Genomic DNA, 16,432 nt, shown 5'->3' with positions numbered 1-16,432 from the left:
CGACCGCTCCCGTCGTTGCGGGCCTTTCCGGAAGGGTGTAGTGCGGCAGTTGGAATGGCAACCGGTTCCTGTGGGAGACCGATGCGCCGAACCGCTTCCGGGGGAAGTGCCGACCATGACGATGATATCCGACGACGACGTCGATCAGCAAAAGGCCACATGGTGGGTCATCGGCGGCATGAGTTTGATCGCCCCCGGCGCCGGACTCATGGCCACCTTCACGCCGACACGTCTGAAGCTGCTCGGCTTCGGTGAGGGCGAAGTCGGCATTGTCGTCACTGCATTCAGCATCGGCCTGTTGCTGGGCTGTTTCTTCGCGGGCCGTCTGGTCCGGCGCATCGGCCATATCCGCGCCCTCGCCTTCTTCTGCAGTCTGGCGGGCTTGAGCATCCTGGCGATGAGCGCGGCCCCCTCCGTCCCGCTATGGGCCCTTGCCCGGTTGGCGACCGGCTTTGCCTCCACCGCCATTTTCATCGCCTCGCAAAGCTGGTTGAACGAAATCTCACCGTCGGACCAACGCGGCCGGGTACTCTCAGTCTTCTACGTGATCTATGTCATCGGGATCGGCCTGGGATCGCTGATCATGAGCCGGCTGGACCTGGACACCGCAAGCGCCTTTGTCCTTGGCGCGACGTTTTACGTGACCGCCATCATCCCCTTCGTCTTCACGCCCGCCCCAACCCCGCCCCCGCCGGAACAGGCCGGCATGGACCTGCGCGGCGCCTTTCGGATTTCGCCGCTTGGTTTCGTGGGCTCGGCCGCGGCGGGCGCACTGACCATGACCTTCTACGGTGTCGGTCCGGTCTATGCCCTGCTGGAAGGTTTCGACAAGCAACAGGTCGGAATCCTGATGGCGATTGCGCCGTTGGGAAACCTGGCCCTGCAATTGCCGATGGGCTTGTGGTCGGACAAATACGACCGCCGCCGCATCCTGGTTCTTGCCGCGGTGCTGACCACCGCATCGGCCCTGATCGTCGGACTGCTGGACCTGTCGATGTTGGGCGGGCTGTTCCTTGTCGCAGCCGTCTTCATGATCATGGCCGGATCGATGGAGACACTCTATTCGGTCGGCGCAGCACATGCGAACGATCACGCGCGGCCGGGGCAGCATGTGTCCCTCGCGTCCTCCCTTATCCTGGCCTGGAGCATCGGCGCTATTGCGGGCCCGGCGGTCGGCAGCCTGCTGTTGGAGAATTTCGACCCTGGCGCACTGTTCCTAATGTTTGCCGCAACATCGGGCCTCTTCGTGCTCTACACGTTCTGGCGCATGACGCGTCGAGCATTGCCGCCCCAGGAAACGCAGGAAGACTTCGTCGCCGTCTCAGCCACCGCGCCGATCCAAGCGCAGCCTGAAGCCTATGTTGAGGAGATGGCGGATATGATGGAAGAGGTCGAAATCGCCGCCACATCCGATGGGCTGCAAAAGAAAGATGATCCGCCGCACTGATTTAGCGTATCATCCGCGAACGGGCCGGGAAACAAACCCGTATCGGCCCTGAAAGGCCTGGAACTGCCCGAAACTGCCCGAAATTGAAGGAGGATCCGCAGATGGTATTCACCTTGGCAACAATACCCGATGAAAAACTGGCGGCCTTGCAATCGCTTGAGGCGGAAATCGGCGCGCCCTTGCTTGCGATGGCGCAAGTCGACGTCGCGCCCGCCCGGTTGGACAGAGAGCGCTTGGCCCGTATCGAAAAATTGGAAAAGGAACTCGGTGTCGTGCTGGTCGCGGTTAGCGCCGGGACGGAGGGCGAAAACGAACCACGCCGCCGCCGATCCCGTAAAGGGTGACCGGGTAAACTTCGCGCCCGGTTCGGTGCCCAGCTTGGCGCCCAGGTTAGAAACCGGGGTCGCCTAGTCCTCTCATTCCGCCGCGAGAAGCTCGGTATAGGGCGACAGATCCGGACCGGGTGCCGTTTCGTCCTCGTTGGTCGAAATCTGCGCTTCCAGCACCACCATGATCGCATCTACCTTGTTGCCGATGGCGTTGAAGAAGCCGTCGTCGTTCAATCCCTCGGCGGTCAGTAGTTCCGCCAACAGGGCATAAACTTCGTGGAGTTCCGATTCCGTCAGCGTCAAAAGACAGAAATCGCCGTCCGGCACGTTTTTCGCCCGATGGAACTGCGCACGCAGCATCGGATCGATGGTGCATCCGAGGAGCAATTCCACTTCATCAACCGTCAAAAAGAAATTCTTTTGCACAATAACCTCAACCATCTCAAAAGCCTCCATCCCATCCGAATGCCGACCTGCTCACCTCGTTTTGGAAGATTTAGGAATTCGCTCACCAAGGCGACTCATATCGCTTCGGATAAACCCGACATTCTTATCGCTGTTTCTTAAAATCCCAGCCATTCGCGGTTGCCTGTTACGGGACTCTCGAACTACCAAAATCTACCCTTTTGAAGCCCCTTTAATTCCAGACACTTGCGCCTCTCCTCCTTTCAATCTACGCCTTTGTCGGGAGGATCCGACATGGTGGACGAACCGGTACGGCGGGAACGAAAGTCAAGGCGGCGGGCCGAGGGCGCCACGCCAAAAGCCCAACGGTCGGTAGATTACCGCCAGCTCCGCAACCCATTCGCCCCGCAAAAAGCCTTCAGTGACGACCGCATCGCCGAGATGCATGAGACCGCTTTGCGCATTCTTGAAGAACTCGGCATCAAGGTTCTGCTGCCCGAGGCGCGGAAGATCTACGCCCGAGCAGGCGCCATCGTCGATGACGGAACCGAGATGGTCCGCATCGGCCGGGAGGTCGTCGACGCGGCGATCCGCACCGCCCCGAAAAGCTTTCGCCTGCGTGGCGGCCAAGCACAGCGCGACGTGACGATGGAACCAGGCGCGCTGGTCTTTCAGGCCGGCGCAGGCTGCCCGCATTTGACAGACCGGGCGCGTGGGCGCCGGCCGGGTACGCTGAGCGACTACTTGGAAACCGTGAAACTGACGCAGAGTTTCGATGTTCTGCACACGATCGGCCCGCATGTGGAGGCCCAAGACGTGCCGATCAACCTGCGCCATTATGCGATGACGCGCGGCGGCCTGGTTTTGAGCGACAAGCCCTGCTTCGTCTATGCGCGCGGCACGCCGCAGGTCGAAGACACCCTGGAAATGATCCGCATCGCCCGTGGTTTGGATGCCGATGCCTTCCGGGACGACGCCTGGTGCTACACGGTCATCAATACCAATTCGCCCCGTACGCTGGACATTCCCATGGCCCAGGGCCTGATCGACATGGCCAAGGCCGGTCAGCCCTCCGTCGTCACGCCCTTCTGCCTAGCCGGCGCCATGGCGCCGATCACGATGGCGGGCGCGATCACCTTGCAGCATGCCGAAGCCCTGGCCGCGATCGTTCTGACTCAACTGGTTCGGCCCGGCGCGCCGGTGCTCTATGGAAGCTTCAGCTCCAATGTGGATATGAAGTTGGGCTCCCCCGCTTTCGGCACCCCGGAACATGTGACCGCGACCCTTGGATCGGGTCAATTGGCCCGGCTGATCGGCCTGCCGTGGCGTTCCGCGGCGGCCAGCGCCGCGAATGTCGCCGATGCCCAGGCAAGTACGGAAACGATGATGAGCCTATGGGGCTGCCTGATGGCGGGCGTCACCTATGTGGTGCATTCGGCGGGATGGTTGGAAGGCGGCCTCACCTTCTCGCTGGAGAAGATGATGATTGATCTGGAAGCGCTGCAGACCCTGGCCGAATTGTGTACGCCCGCCCCGGCGGAGGCGGACGATATCGGCTTCGACGCCATTGCCTCAGTCGAACCCGGCGGCCATTTCTTTGCCGCTGAACACACCATGCAGCGATACCAGACCGCCTTTTACGATCCCTTGATCGCAGACTGGTCCAACTTCGGCTCCTGGACGGAAAACGGCGCCATGACCGCTGATGAACGCGCCACCGCGCTGTGGCAAAAGAAGCTGGCCGACTTCACGCCCCCACCGATGGACGAAGCCCGGATCGAGGAACTCGACGCCTTCATCGCCAAGCGCACCGAACAAGGCGGCGCGCCGCCGGTCAGTTGACGACACAGCGGCCAGCTAGAAGTCGTTTCGTTGAAATCATACGTTTCGTTCATTTTATTAAACATCAAACGCTTTAATGTTCATTATAATAGACAACCCTTGACCCACCTCCTGCATGGAACTAGGTTGTTCAATATAACAAACACGAAATCGGTTTATGTTTAACTAAATGAACATTCTGTAGGCTTGCCCTATGAAACGCACCAGAACCTATTCGCGCATGACCCTGCAGGCGCTGTCGATCCTGGGCAATCTGATCAAGATCGGCCGGATTGAGCGCGGCATGACCGCCCAGGACCTGGCCGAGCGCGCCGGGATCAGCCGAACGACGCTTTACAGCATCGAGAAAGGCGCGCCGGGCCCTGAGATCGGGACGGTCTTCGAACTGGCGGCCATCGTCGGGGTGCAACTGTTTGAGCCCGACAGCCGCAATTTGGCCGTTCAGGACAAACGGCTTTCCGAAAAACTGGCCCTTTTGCCGCAAAGCGTCCGGCGGCCGAAACGCGAGGTCGACGATGACTTCTGAAGACGAAACGCAACCGGGAGATCCGACCCCCGGCGCCCCGAAAGACGTGTTCGTCTGGGTCTGGCTTCCCGGCGCGACCGAGCCCGTCGTCGCGGGCCGGCTGGTGCAGGATGGCGACCGCATGATCTTCAACTACGGCGCCAGTTATCGCGCCCGTCCGGATGCCATCCCGATCTATGAGCCGGAACTGCCACTGCGCGCCGGGTCGATCGAACCCTTGGCCGGGTTGACGATGCCAAGCTGCATCCGCGACGGATCCCCCGATGCCTGGGGGCGGCGTGTCATCATCAACCGGATGACGGGTATGAAACCGGACGGGCCCGACGTTCCGGATCTGGGCGAGCTGACTTTCCTGCTGCAATCGGGGTCGGACCGGATCGGGGCGCTGGATTTCCAATCTTCCGCCAAGGAATACGTGCCGCGCCAGACCGCCGCGGCGACGCTGGAGGAATTGCTGGATGCCGCCGACCATATCGAGAACGGCTTGCCGATCACCCCGGCCCTGGACCAGGCGCTGAACCACGGCACCTCCATCGGGGGGGCGCGGCCCAAGGCGCTGATCGACGCGGACGAGAAGAAATTCATCGCCAAGTTCTCGTCCGGCGTCGACATCTACAGCGTCGTGAAAGCGGAGTTCATCGCCATGCGGCTGGCGGCCCGTTGCGGACTGAACGTAGCACCCGTATCGGTCACCCATGCGGGCGGCAAGGACGTGCTGCTGATCGAACGCTTCGACCGCGTCAAGGAAGGCGATGCCTGGGCCCGCCGCGCGATGGTGTCCGCGCTGACCATGTTCGGCATGGACGAGATGATGGCGCGCTATGCCTCCTATGAGGACTTGGCCGAGATCATCCGCCACCGCTTCACCAACCCGCGCGCCACGCTGAAGGAATTGTTCGGGCGGATCTGTTTCAACATCCTGTGCGGCAATACCGACGACCACGCCCGCAACCATGCGGCCTTCTGGGACGGAAGGGCGCTCTCCCTCACCCCCGCCTATGACATCTGCCCGCAAAGCCGCACCGGCAACGTCGCGACCCAGGCCATGCTGATCAAGGGGGAGGACCGGTCGAGCACGCTGGAAGCCTGCCTCAACGCGGCGGCGGATTATCAACTCAGCGAGGCCGAGGCGCTCACCCTGATCGAAGGCCAGATCACCACGATCGCGGAAAGCTGGGCCGAGACCTGCGACGCGTCGGAAGTCACCCCAACCGACCAGGCCCTGTTCGCCGGAAGGCAATTCCTGAACAGCTATTGCATGGGGGGATTGGAAGACCGGCACACCGGGTTGCGGGAGGTATTCCATCAGGCGGTTGCGCAAATTCAGGCTTAGCCGCTCTTCGCGTCGCCGCTGTAGACGGCGCACGGCGTTACGGAACGGCGCCGTTGCGGATGCTCTCCTCAAAGCCGGACCGGTCGCGCCGGACCTTTTGCAGCGTATCCGTCATCGCATTGTCGCCGTGATTGTATTTGCCGCTCCACAGAATGATTTCGGCCAGCACCGGGGCCAGGTCCCGCCCCTTGTCGGTTAGGGCGTAAAGAAAACTGCGCCAGTTTTCCGGATCACGGGTTTTGGAAACCAGACCGTTCTCCTCCAACTGCTTCAACCGCTGGGCCAGAATGTTGGTGGAGATCCCCTCCCCGCCGTCCAGCAATTCCGAATAGGTACGCGCGCCCTTCACCGCCATGTCGCGGATGACGAGCAGCGTCCATTGATCGCCGAACATCCGCAAAGCAAACGCAACGGGGCAACCGGTGTCATAGGTTTGGTTGGTATTTTTCTTCATGTCGAAAATATATCGATATCAACTTGCCTTTTGCAAGTTGATATGTATTTCATAGTGAACTTGCAAAACGCAAGTTGACTAGGAGAACCCATGACTGAAGACGATGAAAACGCGGCATTCCGCGAACGAACCCTTATGCCCAGACGCCGGTTCCTCGCCACATCGGCGGCCCTGGCCGGCACAATCCTCACCCCCGCCCTTCTCAAAGCAAAGGAAAACAGCATGTCCCCGAAAGCATTCGTTTACACCGAAGTCGCCATCTCCGTTCCCTTCGACCAAGCCCCCTGGAAGAAGATCAACGAGGATATCAAGAAACAGCCCGGCTTCCTGAACAAGACATGGCTGCAGGGACACGCGACCCAATCCCTTGGCGGCATTTACGCCTTCGACTCGCTTGAGAACGCGACAAAATTCGTGACCGGCTATTTCCCGAGTGAACCGCGTTCCTTCGGGGTCGCCCATAACACGCGGGTTTTCGATGCAGAGGTTGTCCGCGCGGCAAGCGAAGACATGGGATCGGTGCATTACGGCGCAGCACCCGCCCAGAAACCGGCCGCCTTCGTCTATACGGAGTTGCAGATTTCCAAACCGTTCGAAGGCTTTTCCTGGCAGGCTCGCAATGCGGAATTGAAGGCCGTGCCGGGCCTGCAGAACAAACTTTGGCTGAGCGGCCACGGCACCCATAGCCTTGGCGGGTTCGACGCCTTTGCAAGCCTGGACGAGGCAATCGATTACGCGATCAATGCCTTTCCGGAGACGGCCGCCAAACTGGGCACCGCCTTCTATACGCGCATCTTCGACGCCAGCATCACCGAAGAAGCGAGCCGGGCCATGAACTCACCCTTCTATGGGTGATCGGATACACCGCTTGATCGGTAGAGCATAGGGATGAAGCGGAAGATCAAGCGCCGTTTGCGGACAGCCACCGCCACAGGCCGCTTATCTCCGCTTCACTCCTGCCACAGACGCCCCAGACGCTATAAACCGTCTGGGCGTCTGTGCTTCCGGATTGACCGTCGCAGGCATCAGATAGGGATAGAGCAGCAGGTCCTGCTGGAAATCCGTATAGCCGGCTTCCGCCAGCAGGTTCGGGTAATGATGGTCGACCATCACGCCCAGCGGCACCACCGGTTCCTGTTCGGGGTCGGAGAAGTCGGGCCAGGAAACAGTCTGGTAGGAAAACCCGGTTGTCTCGATCCCCAGAATATAGTCGACCCCCGCCTTTGCCGCGGCCGCATAGACCCGCCGCACACCTTCGGGAAACAGCGTCGTGCAGGTGCGGATATGCACCATGACCGACCGGCCCTCTTCCGGCATTTCGCCCAGCGCGTCGGCGAGGTCGCCCGCCAGGAATTTGAGGTTCGATGCAACGAACCGCTTGCCGCTTTCGGCGATGGCCTGTTTGTCCCGATCGAAACCGATCACCGTCAGGTCGGGATGAAGCTGTGCCAGGTCATAGTCGGGCTTGCCGCAGAAGGCGCCGAAATTGAACACGCTGGAAATCGCCGGGTCGCGTTTCAGCATCTCCCCAATGGTCTCGATATAGGTTTTGTTCAGGAAGGTCGTATTGTCCTGCCGGTAGCTGAGATGTTCGAAATCGAACAGATATTTTTCCCAGTAGTTCAGCGCCCATTCCACATCCGCATAGGGGTCGATTTCCGGCCAGCGTTCCGGAATGTCCTCCGCAATCGCTTTCCGCAGATACTGGGATTGCGCCTTGGCGATGGCGATCATTTCGTTGGACGGGCCGCTTGAGCGTTCAATCGCCTTTGCCGCCGCGGCGTTCGCCGCCTCCAAGTCCCCTGCCCTGAACCGGTTCGATCCCAGATAGAACCAGGGCCGCGAATGATTGGGATCGCGTTCCAGCAATTGCTCGATCAACTGGCGCTCTTCCTCCAACCGACCCGCCTCACCCGCCAGCAGCGCCAGGCCATAGAGCGCGATGCGCCCCGTGTCGCTGGGCGCGATTTCCTTAAGGCGCGCTTCCGCGTCGGGCTCGACACATTGAAAGGCTAAACCGGCGCGCAACAGGCTAACCGTTCGGCTTGGGGAAAGACGCCCGCCGTCGATCATCGCGACGATGGCGGCCTTGTCCCACCGCACCGCTTCCAGCATGCCGGCCAGATAGGTGTCCCGGTCCGGGTCCGGCAATCCATCGAGGACGGCGAGGATCGCGTCGAAGACACTCTCCAATATCTCGCTCACCGCATCGTCGGTCACATCCTGCCGGCCGTAGCGGACAAGCGTCCCTGTCACGTTCGAAACAATGCTGCCGGAAAGCCGTCGATAGGGCGCGAATTTTGGGTCGGCGCCCTTCGCCACCATTTCCGCCAAGCCGTCGTTGCGGGCGGCGAAGGCCTCTGCCGTCGCGGCAACCTGCGCCTCCATCCCCATAACGACGGAAACCGCCAACAGATTGGCCAGGACCGTCAGGTCGTCCGGCGCATCGCGATGCAACGCCGTCAACGTCGATGCCGCCGCAGCGTAATCCCCGCGTTCCGCCAACAGAACCGCCAGATCGTTGAAGCACCAGACAAGGTTTCCGCCGCGCGCCTGGACGATCTCCCGCATCTGCTCGGCGGTCTGCGTGTCGCCCGCCTGCTGCGCCAGCTTGAACAAAAGCGCCGGATAGACGGGACCGTTGATGAAGACCGCGACCTGATCCGGGCTGGCGGTCTTCTCAAGCCCGTCCAGCAGGTCCATCGCCTCGATGAACTGCCCCTTGAAGCCGATGCTCACCGCCTTTTGGACAGCCTTCCGCACCTCCTCATCGAAAAGTTCGGGGAGGAAGTAGTTGCTGAAAGAAGCCCTATCCGCAAATTCGGCCATCGTTGAACCCGCCCACACCCGCGCCAATGATCGGCAACGGGATGCGCAGGGTAGTTCGATTCTGGAAGATTTAAATCATCCTGAACCGGGGCCGGACCTCAAACACTATGCCGCATCCTTCACCGCTTCTTCCGGATCGGCCGGGTCGTAGGCCAGGCTGGGGGAGAGCCATGTTTCGGCTTCTTCCACCGTCATGCCCTTGCGGCCCGCATAGTCGGCGACCTGGTCGCGGTTGATGCGGCCGACACCGAAATAACGGGCTTCCGGATGGCTGAAATAGAAGCCTGAGACGGCGGCGCCGGGCCACATTGCGTAGGATTCGGTCAAGCTGATCCCCGCTTTTTCCTCCGCGTCCAGAAGCTGGAACAGCAGGCCCTTCTCCGTATGTTCCGGGCAGGCCGGATAGCCGGGCGCGGGGCGGATTCCGCGATAGGTCTCCGCGATCAGCGCGTCGTTGTCCAAAGCCTCGTCGGGCGCATAGCCCCAGAGTTCCCGCCGCACACGCTTGTGCAGGTATTCCGCCAGGGCTTCCGCGAAGCGGTCGCCCAGCGCCTTCACCATGATCGCGTCGAAGTCGCGGTTGTCCTGCGCGAACCGGTCGGCGATGCGGTCCGGTTCCGGGCCGGAGGTCACGGCGAAACCGCCGATCCAATCCTTCAACCCGCTCTGCTTCGGGGCCACATAGTCCGACAGGCACAGGTTCGGCCGGCCGGCGGACTTGTCGCCCTGCTGACGCAGGAACCGGAAATGGCCGAGCGGATCCGCACGGTCTTCGCCGGTATAGAGCGCAACATCGTCGCCATCCGCGTTGGCCGGCCAGAAGCCGACCACGGCGCGGGGCTGGAACCATTCCTCTTTCACGATGCGATCCAGCATCGCCTGGCCCTTGTCGAACAGGTCGCGCGCGACGGCGCCCTTCTTCGGGTCGTCCAGTACGCGGGGATAGGCCCCCTTTACGCCCCAGGTATGGAAGAAGGGCGTCCAGTCGATATGCTCGGCGATGTCGGCAAGCGACAGGTCTTCAATTTCCCGTACACCGGTAAAGCCCGGCTGCGGCGGGGTATAGGAAGACCAATCCGCCTGGAACCGGTTCCCGCGCGCCACTTTCAGCGACACGCCGCCCTTGGCGCGGGCGTCCGGCGATCGGTTTTCGCGAATGCCCTCGTACAGCGCGGCGGCCTCGTCCAGCACCTGCTGGCGCGTATTGTCGGACAGCAGACGGGAAACGACGGACACGGCGCGCGAGGCATCGTCCACATGAATGACGCCGCCGCTGTATTGCGGCTCGATCTTCAAGGCGGTGTGCTTGCGGCTGGTCGTCGCCCCGCCGATCAGCAGCGGAATGTCGAAGCCCTGGCGTTCCATTTCCGACGCCACATCGACCATCCGGTCCAAACTGGGCGTGATCAGACCGCTGAGCCCGATGACATCCACATTCTCGGCCTTGGCGACTTCCAGGATCTTTTCCGTCGGCACCATGACGCCAAGATCGATGACATCGTAGTTGTTACATTGCAGCACCACGCCGACGATGTTCTTGCCGATGTCGTGCACATCGCCTTTCACCGTCGCCATCAGGATCTTGCCCTTTTCCTGGCGGTCCTCGGCGCGTTTGTCCGCCTCCATATACGGGATCAGATGATTGACGGCGAGTTTCATGACCCGCGCGCTTTTCACCACCTGCGGCAGAAACATCTTGCCCGACCCGAACAGATCGCCGACCACACCCATGCCCGCCATCAGCGGGCCTTCGATGACTTCCAGCGGACGGTCGGCCTCTAGCCGCGCCTCTTCCGTATCCTCGACAACATGTTTGTCGATGCCGTTTACCAGCGCATGGCGCAGGCGTTCCACGACGGGCTTTTCCCGCCATTCCGCATTGGCGGCTTCCTTCTTCGGACCGCCCGTATCGCGCACTTCTTCCGCCAGCGCCAACAGGCGTTCGGTCGCGTCGTCACGGCGGTTCAGGATGACATCTTCCACCGTGTCGCGGATATGTCTCGGGATCTCGTCGTAAATGTCGATCTGGCCCGCATTCACAATCGCCATGGTCAAGCCGTTGCGGATCGCGTGATACAGGAAGACCGAATGCATCGCACGGCGGATCGGTTCATTCCCCCGGAAGGAGAATGACAGATTGGATACCCCGCCGGAGACGTGGCACCCTTCCAGCTTTTCGCGGATCTGGCGCGTCGCCTCGATGAAGGCATTGCCATAGTCATTGTGTTCGTCGATCCCGGTCGCCACGGCGAAAATGTTCGGATCGAAGATGATGTCATGGGATTGGAAACCGGCCTTGCGCGTCAACAAGGCGTGGCTGCGTTCGGCGATCTCCACCTTGCGCTGGACCGTATCGGCCTGGCCGTCCTCGTCGAAGCCCATGACCACGACGGCGGCGCCCAGCTTCTGGACCTCGCGCGCCTGGGCCAGGAAATCCGCTTCGCCTTCCTTCAGGCTGATGGAATTCACCACGCATTTGCCCTGGGCGCATTTCAGGCCCGCTTCGATGACCGACCATTTCGAGGAATCGATCATGATCGGCACGCGGCTGATATCCGGTTCCGACGCGATCAGGTTCAGGAAGGTGGTCATCGCCGCCTCCCCGTCGATCAGGCCGTCATCCATGTTGACGTCGATGATCTGCGCGCCGTTCTCGATCTGCTGGCGCGCCACGTCGAGCGCACCGTTATAATCGTCGGCCTGGATCAGCTTCCGAAACTTGGCGGAGCCGGTAACATTCGTCCGCTCGCCGATATTGATGAATGTACCGATCATTGGGCGCGGAACTCGAACACTTCCAGGCCCGAAAGACGCAAGCTGGTCTTCGATGCCGGAATGTCACGGGGCGCGACGCCGTCGACGGCGGCCGCGATGGCGCGGATATGGTCCGGCGTCGTGCCGCAGCATCCGCCGACAATGTTCACCAATCCTGCCTCGGCCCATTCGCCGAGCGCGCCGCCGGTCTGCTCCGGGGTTTCGTCATAGCCGCCCAACTCGTTCGGCAGGCCCGCATTGGGATAGGCGCTGACCCGGGTATCGGCGATGCGCGACAACTCAGCGATATGCGGCCGCATTTCATCCGCGCCCAGCGCGCAATTGAGCCCGATGCTGAAGGGGCGAACATGTTCGACAGAGGCCCAGAAGGCTTCCGGGGTCTGGCCGGTCAACGTCCGGCCCGACCGGTCGGTGATGGTGCCGGAAATCATGATCGGCAGCGTCGTTGCGCGTTCATCGAAGACCGACTGTATGGCATAGAGCGCCGCCTTCGCGTTCAGCGTATCGAAAATGGTTTCCACCAGCAGCAGGTCGACGCCGCCATCCATCAACCCGCGCACCGCGTCACTATAGGCGGCGACCAGGGTGTCGAAATCGACCGCGCGGAAACCCGGATCGGTCACATCGGGGGAGATCGAGGCCGTCTTGTTCGTCGGCCCGACCGCACCGGCGGCGAAACGCGGCTTCAAGGGCGTCAACGCGGTCCACTCATCCGCCATGGAATCCGCCAGCAGCGCCGACTGATAGTTCAACTCATAGGACAGATCCTCCAGCCCGTAATCGGCCTGGGAAATCGCATTGGCGTTGAAAGTATTGGTGCCGACGATGTCCGCGCCCGCTTCCAGATAGGCATCGTGGATGCGGCGGATCATGTCCGGCCGGGTCAGGGACAGAAGCTCGTTATTCCCGACAAGGTCCGCCTTCACATCCGCGAAACGCTCACCGCGATAATCCTCTTCTGTCGGCTTTTCCGCCTGGATCATGGTACCCATGGCGCCGTCCGTGACCAGGATACGCTCCTTGGCGACTTCGAGCAGAAGGTCGGTATTGGATGATTGCGTTGCCATTGTCGGCCTCTCTTTCTTATCCCCGGCCGGGCCATCGCCCCGCCGGCCGTTTCATCATTTGGTCAGGCGGCGATACGGTCGCGCGTCTCGACACCGGCGGCGCGGAAAATGTCCTGCACCAGCGCGGCCTTGTTCAGGGTGAAAACGTGGAACCTGTCGACGCCGGCCGCCCGCAGGCGTTCGATCTGGCGCGCGCCCACCTCAACGGCGATGCGGCGTGTCGCTTCCACGTCGTCTTCGTAGCCGGCGAAACGGTCCCACAGCCATTGCGGCAGGGTGCCGCCGCATTTCTCGCTGAAATCCACCAAGCGGCGGAAATTCATGATCGGCAGAAAGCCGGGGGCGATTTCGATTCCGATCCCCGCCGCGGCAGCGCGGTCGCGATAGCGCAGGAAGGCCTCATCGTCGAAACAGAATTGGCATAGCGCCCGGTCCGCGCCGGCATCCGCCTTGCGCTTCAGGTTTTCGATATCGACCAATTGGCCGTCCAATCCGGGGCCGCTGGTTTCGGGATGTCCTTCCGGGAAAGCGGCCACATTGACCTCGAACCCATGGCGCTTTTTCAGCCCGGCCACGAAGTCCGACGCATGGTCGTAGGCGCGCACTGCGTCCGCGTCATCCGCCGCGTCCCCGCGCAAGGCGACGACGGACCGCACGCCCATGTCCCAGAACCGGTCGGCCGTCGCGTGAATTTCCTCTCGCGAGGCACCGGAACAGGTCAGATGCGCGGCGACCGGGGCCGCGGTTGCATCCTGGACATCGGCGATTGTGTTGATGCTGGCATCCCGGTTCGAACCCAGCGCGCCGTATGTAACCGACGTGAAACGCGGCCCCATCGCATCCAGAGCCGAAGCGGTGCGGCGCAGGGTCGCCGCCGCCTTCTCGGTCCGGGCCGGGAAATATTCGAAGGACAGCTTGATCTTGGTCGCGTGGTCGGGCGCCGGTTTGCTCATCTGGACCTCTCTGCCGGGGGCGCCCGGTTTCTCCGGTCGCGCATGGCGGTTTGCTCACCGGCCCATTATGCACGCCTATATCAATATATCAAGTTTTCTTGATTTCTTGATTTATCTCGGACTCTATGGCGATAGAATGCGGAAGGAAACGCTTGGCCCTTTCCCGCAAAACCCCTGGACCTACCAATAGAACCGGGGAAAACCGGGGCCGGCATCAAAGTTGGGTGGTCGTAGTGGATTTGTTGCTTCAGGCCTTGCGCGCGGCAGGGGAACAGACGCGGTTGAGGATACTGGCGCTTTGCGCGCAGCACGAACTCTCGGTCACGGACCTGATCCAGGTCCTGGGCCAGACGCAATCGCGTGTCTCCCGCCACCTGAAGATATTGGTCGAGGCAGGCTTGCTCGAGCGCTATCAGGAAGGCCAATGGGCGCGCTATCGCCTGGCGGGGCAAGGATCGGCCATCCCGGGTCAGGACTCGAACAAGGCCGGCATCTCGTTGGCCCGCTATATCCTGCAAAATATCGATATGATGTCCCCGGTCTTCCGACGAGATCATGAGATTTTGACCCGCCGGATGGATGCGCGGCAGCAGCGGATCCAGCAATTCTTCCGTGAGAATGCCCCGAAATGGGAGGAAATGCGGGCCGAACTGGTCAATCAATCGGCGATCGACGCGCATATCCGCGACGTCCTATTGGCGAAGCCGGTGAAGCATTTGCTGGATGTGGGCACCGGCACGGGCAAGGCCCTGCTGGAGCTGGGCCCGTCCATCGGCGCCGGAATCGGGATCGACAATTCCTTCGCAATGCTCGACATCGCCCGGAACAATATCGAGGAGTCGAACCTCAACAATTGCCAGGTCCGCCACGCGGATATGACGCAAATGCCGTATGAGGCGGAAACCTTCGACACCGCACTGGTTCATATGGTGCTGCACTATTCGGAAACACCGGCGCTGGTCATCACCGAAATCGCTCGCGTGCTCACCAAAGGGGGTCGGGTGTTGATCATCGACCTGGTGCGCCATGACAACACGGAAATCCGCACCGCCCTGCAACACCTCTGGCCCGGCTTCGACAAGGAAGAAATGCAGGACTGGCTGACCCAGGCCGGCCTGACCGTCGAAGACACGACCGAGTTGAACGGTGGTAAGCTGAAGGTGTTCGCAACGCTCGCTGTGAAGGGATAACGTCTATCACACCGCACGACTGGATAGACCTCAAAGTATGGCTGGATCTTCTAGCTAGACATTCCAGCTTTGTTCGACTGGCAGCGCATACTGCGTTTGTTCTGACTGTCCTGCTGCTCGTAACCGCCCACATTCGCGGGATAAGGCCGTCGGTCATGCACCTGCTGGGAGGCTTCGGCATCACCTCGCTTTTTATCTCGGCAAATATTCCTGTTGCCGTTTTACTTGGGAGTGACGGTCAGAACGGGATTTTCCTAGACACCTCCTATGTGGTGGCATCGTTTCATACGTTGATCGCGCAACTGCTCGTGATCTTTATCTTGGCTGCCATAACCTGGGTCCAGGATCGATTTCACGCCATGCGATTTCCACGCATATCACGGTGGCTCTTCTGGCCGTTTTTCACGTCTATAGCGGCTTTGAACTCGAACGATCTGATCTTGCAGTTAACGATGTCGCAGCCACATCGCTATATCGACTATGCGGATGGGTTTGAATTGTATAATCAAATCTCTCTGGTCTCTGCCTATACTGCGTTGATGGCCATGGTAGCCATACTCGCGCTGGCCATATGGTCCGCCTATGCACGCTGGCGCTTCGGCAAAATTGAATCTAGTCGCTAACCGCCCTCCCCCTTCACCAACACCGCCCGCGCCGCGGCCTTGATGTATTTACCGTATTCCTTTTCCGACCAGCCGCAGTCCCGCGTGAGCTGTTCCCAATTGCGCACAGACAACAGGGTCCAGAATAAATCCGTGGCGGCTTTGATGGTCAGGCCCTTCGCCAGGTCGCCATCGGCCTTCAGGGCCTTCACGACCGCTTCGCAGCCTTCGCGCACATCCTCCATGCGTTGGTTCCAGGCGCTGGCCGCTTCCGCGTCAGTTTCCACCATCGCCAAAAAAGCGCGGGCGACACCGGCGATTTCCGGCAGGTATCCGGCCCAGCAATCCACATAGGCATCCAGCCTGTTCCGTCCCGACCCGGCCGAGCGGCTGGCCACCAACCGTTCTTCCACGCCCTTGCGATCGTCCAGCAAATAGGTCGCGGCTATCAGCAATTCCGCGCGCGACGGGAAATGCAGATAGACCGCTTGACGCGACACCCCCGCCGCCTTCGCGATATCGGACATGCGCACACGATGGGGGTCGCCGGCCTCCAGCAGGTCGAGCGTGCTGTTCAAAATTTTTTCGCGTGTTTCGGCTGCATCCCTTGACATCGTGTCAAGTTACACCTATTTGCCGTTTCGTCAAACTTTACACCGTGTAAACTTTCAACGCTGGAG

At 61.0% G+C, this 16,432-nt stretch carries 15 protein-coding genes; 8 read left to right on the top strand and 7 right to left on the bottom strand.

The features are described 5' to 3' along the window. Positions 1–115: 115 nt before the first annotated feature. The gene (locus EOI86_RS06195) at positions 116–1,447 is read left to right on the top strand and encodes an MFS transporter (RefSeq protein ID WP_127764225.1); all 1,332 of its coding nucleotides are present in this window, start codon (positions 116–118) and stop codon (positions 1,445–1,447) included. Between the two features lie 101 nt (positions 1,448–1,548). Beyond that, a complete protein-coding gene (locus EOI86_RS06190) occupies positions 1,549–1,791 on the top strand; it encodes a hypothetical protein (protein ID WP_127764224.1) in 243 nt (80 codons plus the stop codon). A 72-nt stretch (positions 1,792–1,863) separates the two neighbouring features. On the opposite strand, the gene EOI86_RS06185 is transcribed toward EOI86_RS06190, so the two are convergent. Continuing rightward, positions 1,864–2,217 (bottom strand): hypothetical protein, encoded by a 354-nt coding sequence (locus EOI86_RS06185; protein ID WP_127764223.1) that lies wholly within the window; start codon positions 2,215–2,217, stop codon positions 1,864–1,866. Between the two features lie 258 nt (positions 2,218–2,475). Here EOI86_RS06185 and EOI86_RS06180 point away from each other — a divergent pair, with 258 nt between their 5' ends. From EOI86_RS06180 to EOI86_RS06170, 3 genes are all read left to right on the top strand, one after another. Further along, positions 2,476–4,023: a trimethylamine methyltransferase family protein gene (locus EOI86_RS06180; RefSeq protein ID WP_127764222.1), complete on the top strand. Its 1,548-nt coding sequence runs from the start codon at positions 2,476–2,478 to the stop codon at positions 4,021–4,023. A 193-nt stretch (positions 4,024–4,216) separates the two neighbouring features. Then, complete coding sequence (locus EOI86_RS06175) at positions 4,217–4,549, top strand: helix-turn-helix transcriptional regulator (RefSeq protein ID WP_127764221.1); 333 nt, start codon at positions 4,217–4,219, stop codon at positions 4,547–4,549. After that, positions 4,539–5,882 carry a type II toxin-antitoxin system HipA family toxin gene (locus tag EOI86_RS06170; protein WP_127764220.1) on the top strand — a complete coding sequence of 448 codons (1,344 nt, stop codon included), beginning with the start codon at positions 4,539–4,541 and terminating at the stop codon, positions 5,880–5,882. The genes EOI86_RS06175 and EOI86_RS06170 overlap by 11 nt, the downstream gene beginning before the upstream one ends. 37 nt (positions 5,883–5,919) lie before the next feature. Here the strand turns inward: EOI86_RS06170 and EOI86_RS06165 are convergent, their stop codons facing one another. Then, positions 5,920–6,336 (bottom strand): winged helix-turn-helix transcriptional regulator, encoded by a 417-nt coding sequence (locus tag EOI86_RS06165; protein WP_127764219.1) that lies wholly within the window; start codon positions 6,334–6,336, stop codon positions 5,920–5,922. A gap of 90 nt (positions 6,337–6,426) precedes the next feature. Here EOI86_RS06165 and EOI86_RS06160 point away from each other — a divergent pair, with 90 nt between their 5' ends. Beyond that, positions 6,427–7,191 carry a YdhR family protein gene (locus EOI86_RS06160; RefSeq protein ID WP_127764218.1) on the top strand — a complete coding sequence of 255 codons (765 nt, stop codon included), beginning with the start codon at positions 6,427–6,429 and terminating at the stop codon, positions 7,189–7,191. A gap of 84 nt (positions 7,192–7,275) precedes the next feature. Here the strand turns inward: EOI86_RS06160 and EOI86_RS06155 are convergent, their stop codons facing one another. The 4 genes from EOI86_RS06155 to EOI86_RS06145 form a co-directional block, all read right to left on the bottom strand. Beyond that, complete coding sequence (locus EOI86_RS06155) at positions 7,276–9,165, bottom strand: tetratricopeptide repeat protein (RefSeq protein ID WP_127764217.1); 1,890 nt, start codon at positions 9,163–9,165, stop codon at positions 7,276–7,278. Positions 9,166–9,270: 105 nt separating this feature from the next. Further along, a complete protein-coding gene (gene metH, locus EOI86_RS06150; RefSeq protein WP_205032085.1) occupies positions 9,271–11,940 on the bottom strand; it encodes a methionine synthase in 2,670 nt (889 codons plus the stop codon). After that, positions 11,937–13,007, bottom strand: a complete 1,071-nt coding sequence (locus EOI86_RS24670; protein WP_205032084.1) for a homocysteine S-methyltransferase family protein — start codon at positions 13,005–13,007, stop codon at positions 11,937–11,939. Before EOI86_RS24670 ends, metH begins: the two co-directional genes overlap by 4 nt. Before the next feature lie 62 nt (positions 13,008–13,069). Beyond that, entirely contained in the window at positions 13,070–13,960 is an 891-nt protein-coding gene (locus EOI86_RS06145; RefSeq protein WP_127764216.1) for a methylenetetrahydrofolate reductase, read from the bottom strand. A gap of 233 nt (positions 13,961–14,193) precedes the next feature. On the opposite strand from EOI86_RS06145, the gene EOI86_RS06140 reads away from it, so the two are divergent. Further along, positions 14,194–15,150 carry an ArsR/SmtB family transcription factor gene (locus tag EOI86_RS06140; RefSeq protein WP_161973715.1) on the top strand — a complete coding sequence of 319 codons (957 nt, stop codon included), beginning with the start codon at positions 14,194–14,196 and terminating at the stop codon, positions 15,148–15,150. Between the two features lie 155 nt (positions 15,151–15,305). Beyond that, positions 15,306–15,773, top strand: a complete 468-nt coding sequence (locus EOI86_RS06135) for a heme-copper oxidase family protein (protein ID WP_127764214.1) — start codon at positions 15,306–15,308, stop codon at positions 15,771–15,773. Here EOI86_RS06135 and EOI86_RS06130 read toward each other — a convergent pair. Then, positions 15,770–16,366 (bottom strand): TetR/AcrR family transcriptional regulator, encoded by a 597-nt coding sequence (locus EOI86_RS06130; RefSeq protein WP_127764213.1) that lies wholly within the window; start codon positions 16,364–16,366, stop codon positions 15,770–15,772. The genes EOI86_RS06135 and EOI86_RS06130 overlap by 4 nt on opposite strands. Positions 16,367–16,432 lie beyond the last annotated feature (66 nt).

Source organism: Hwanghaeella grinnelliae (genome assembly GCF_004005845.1).
GTDB lineage: Bacteria > Pseudomonadota > Alphaproteobacteria > UBA8366 > Aestuariispiraceae > Hwanghaeella > Hwanghaeella grinnelliae.
Note: the sequence above shows the minus strand (reverse complement) of the source record. Positions and strands in the feature narration are given on the sequence as shown.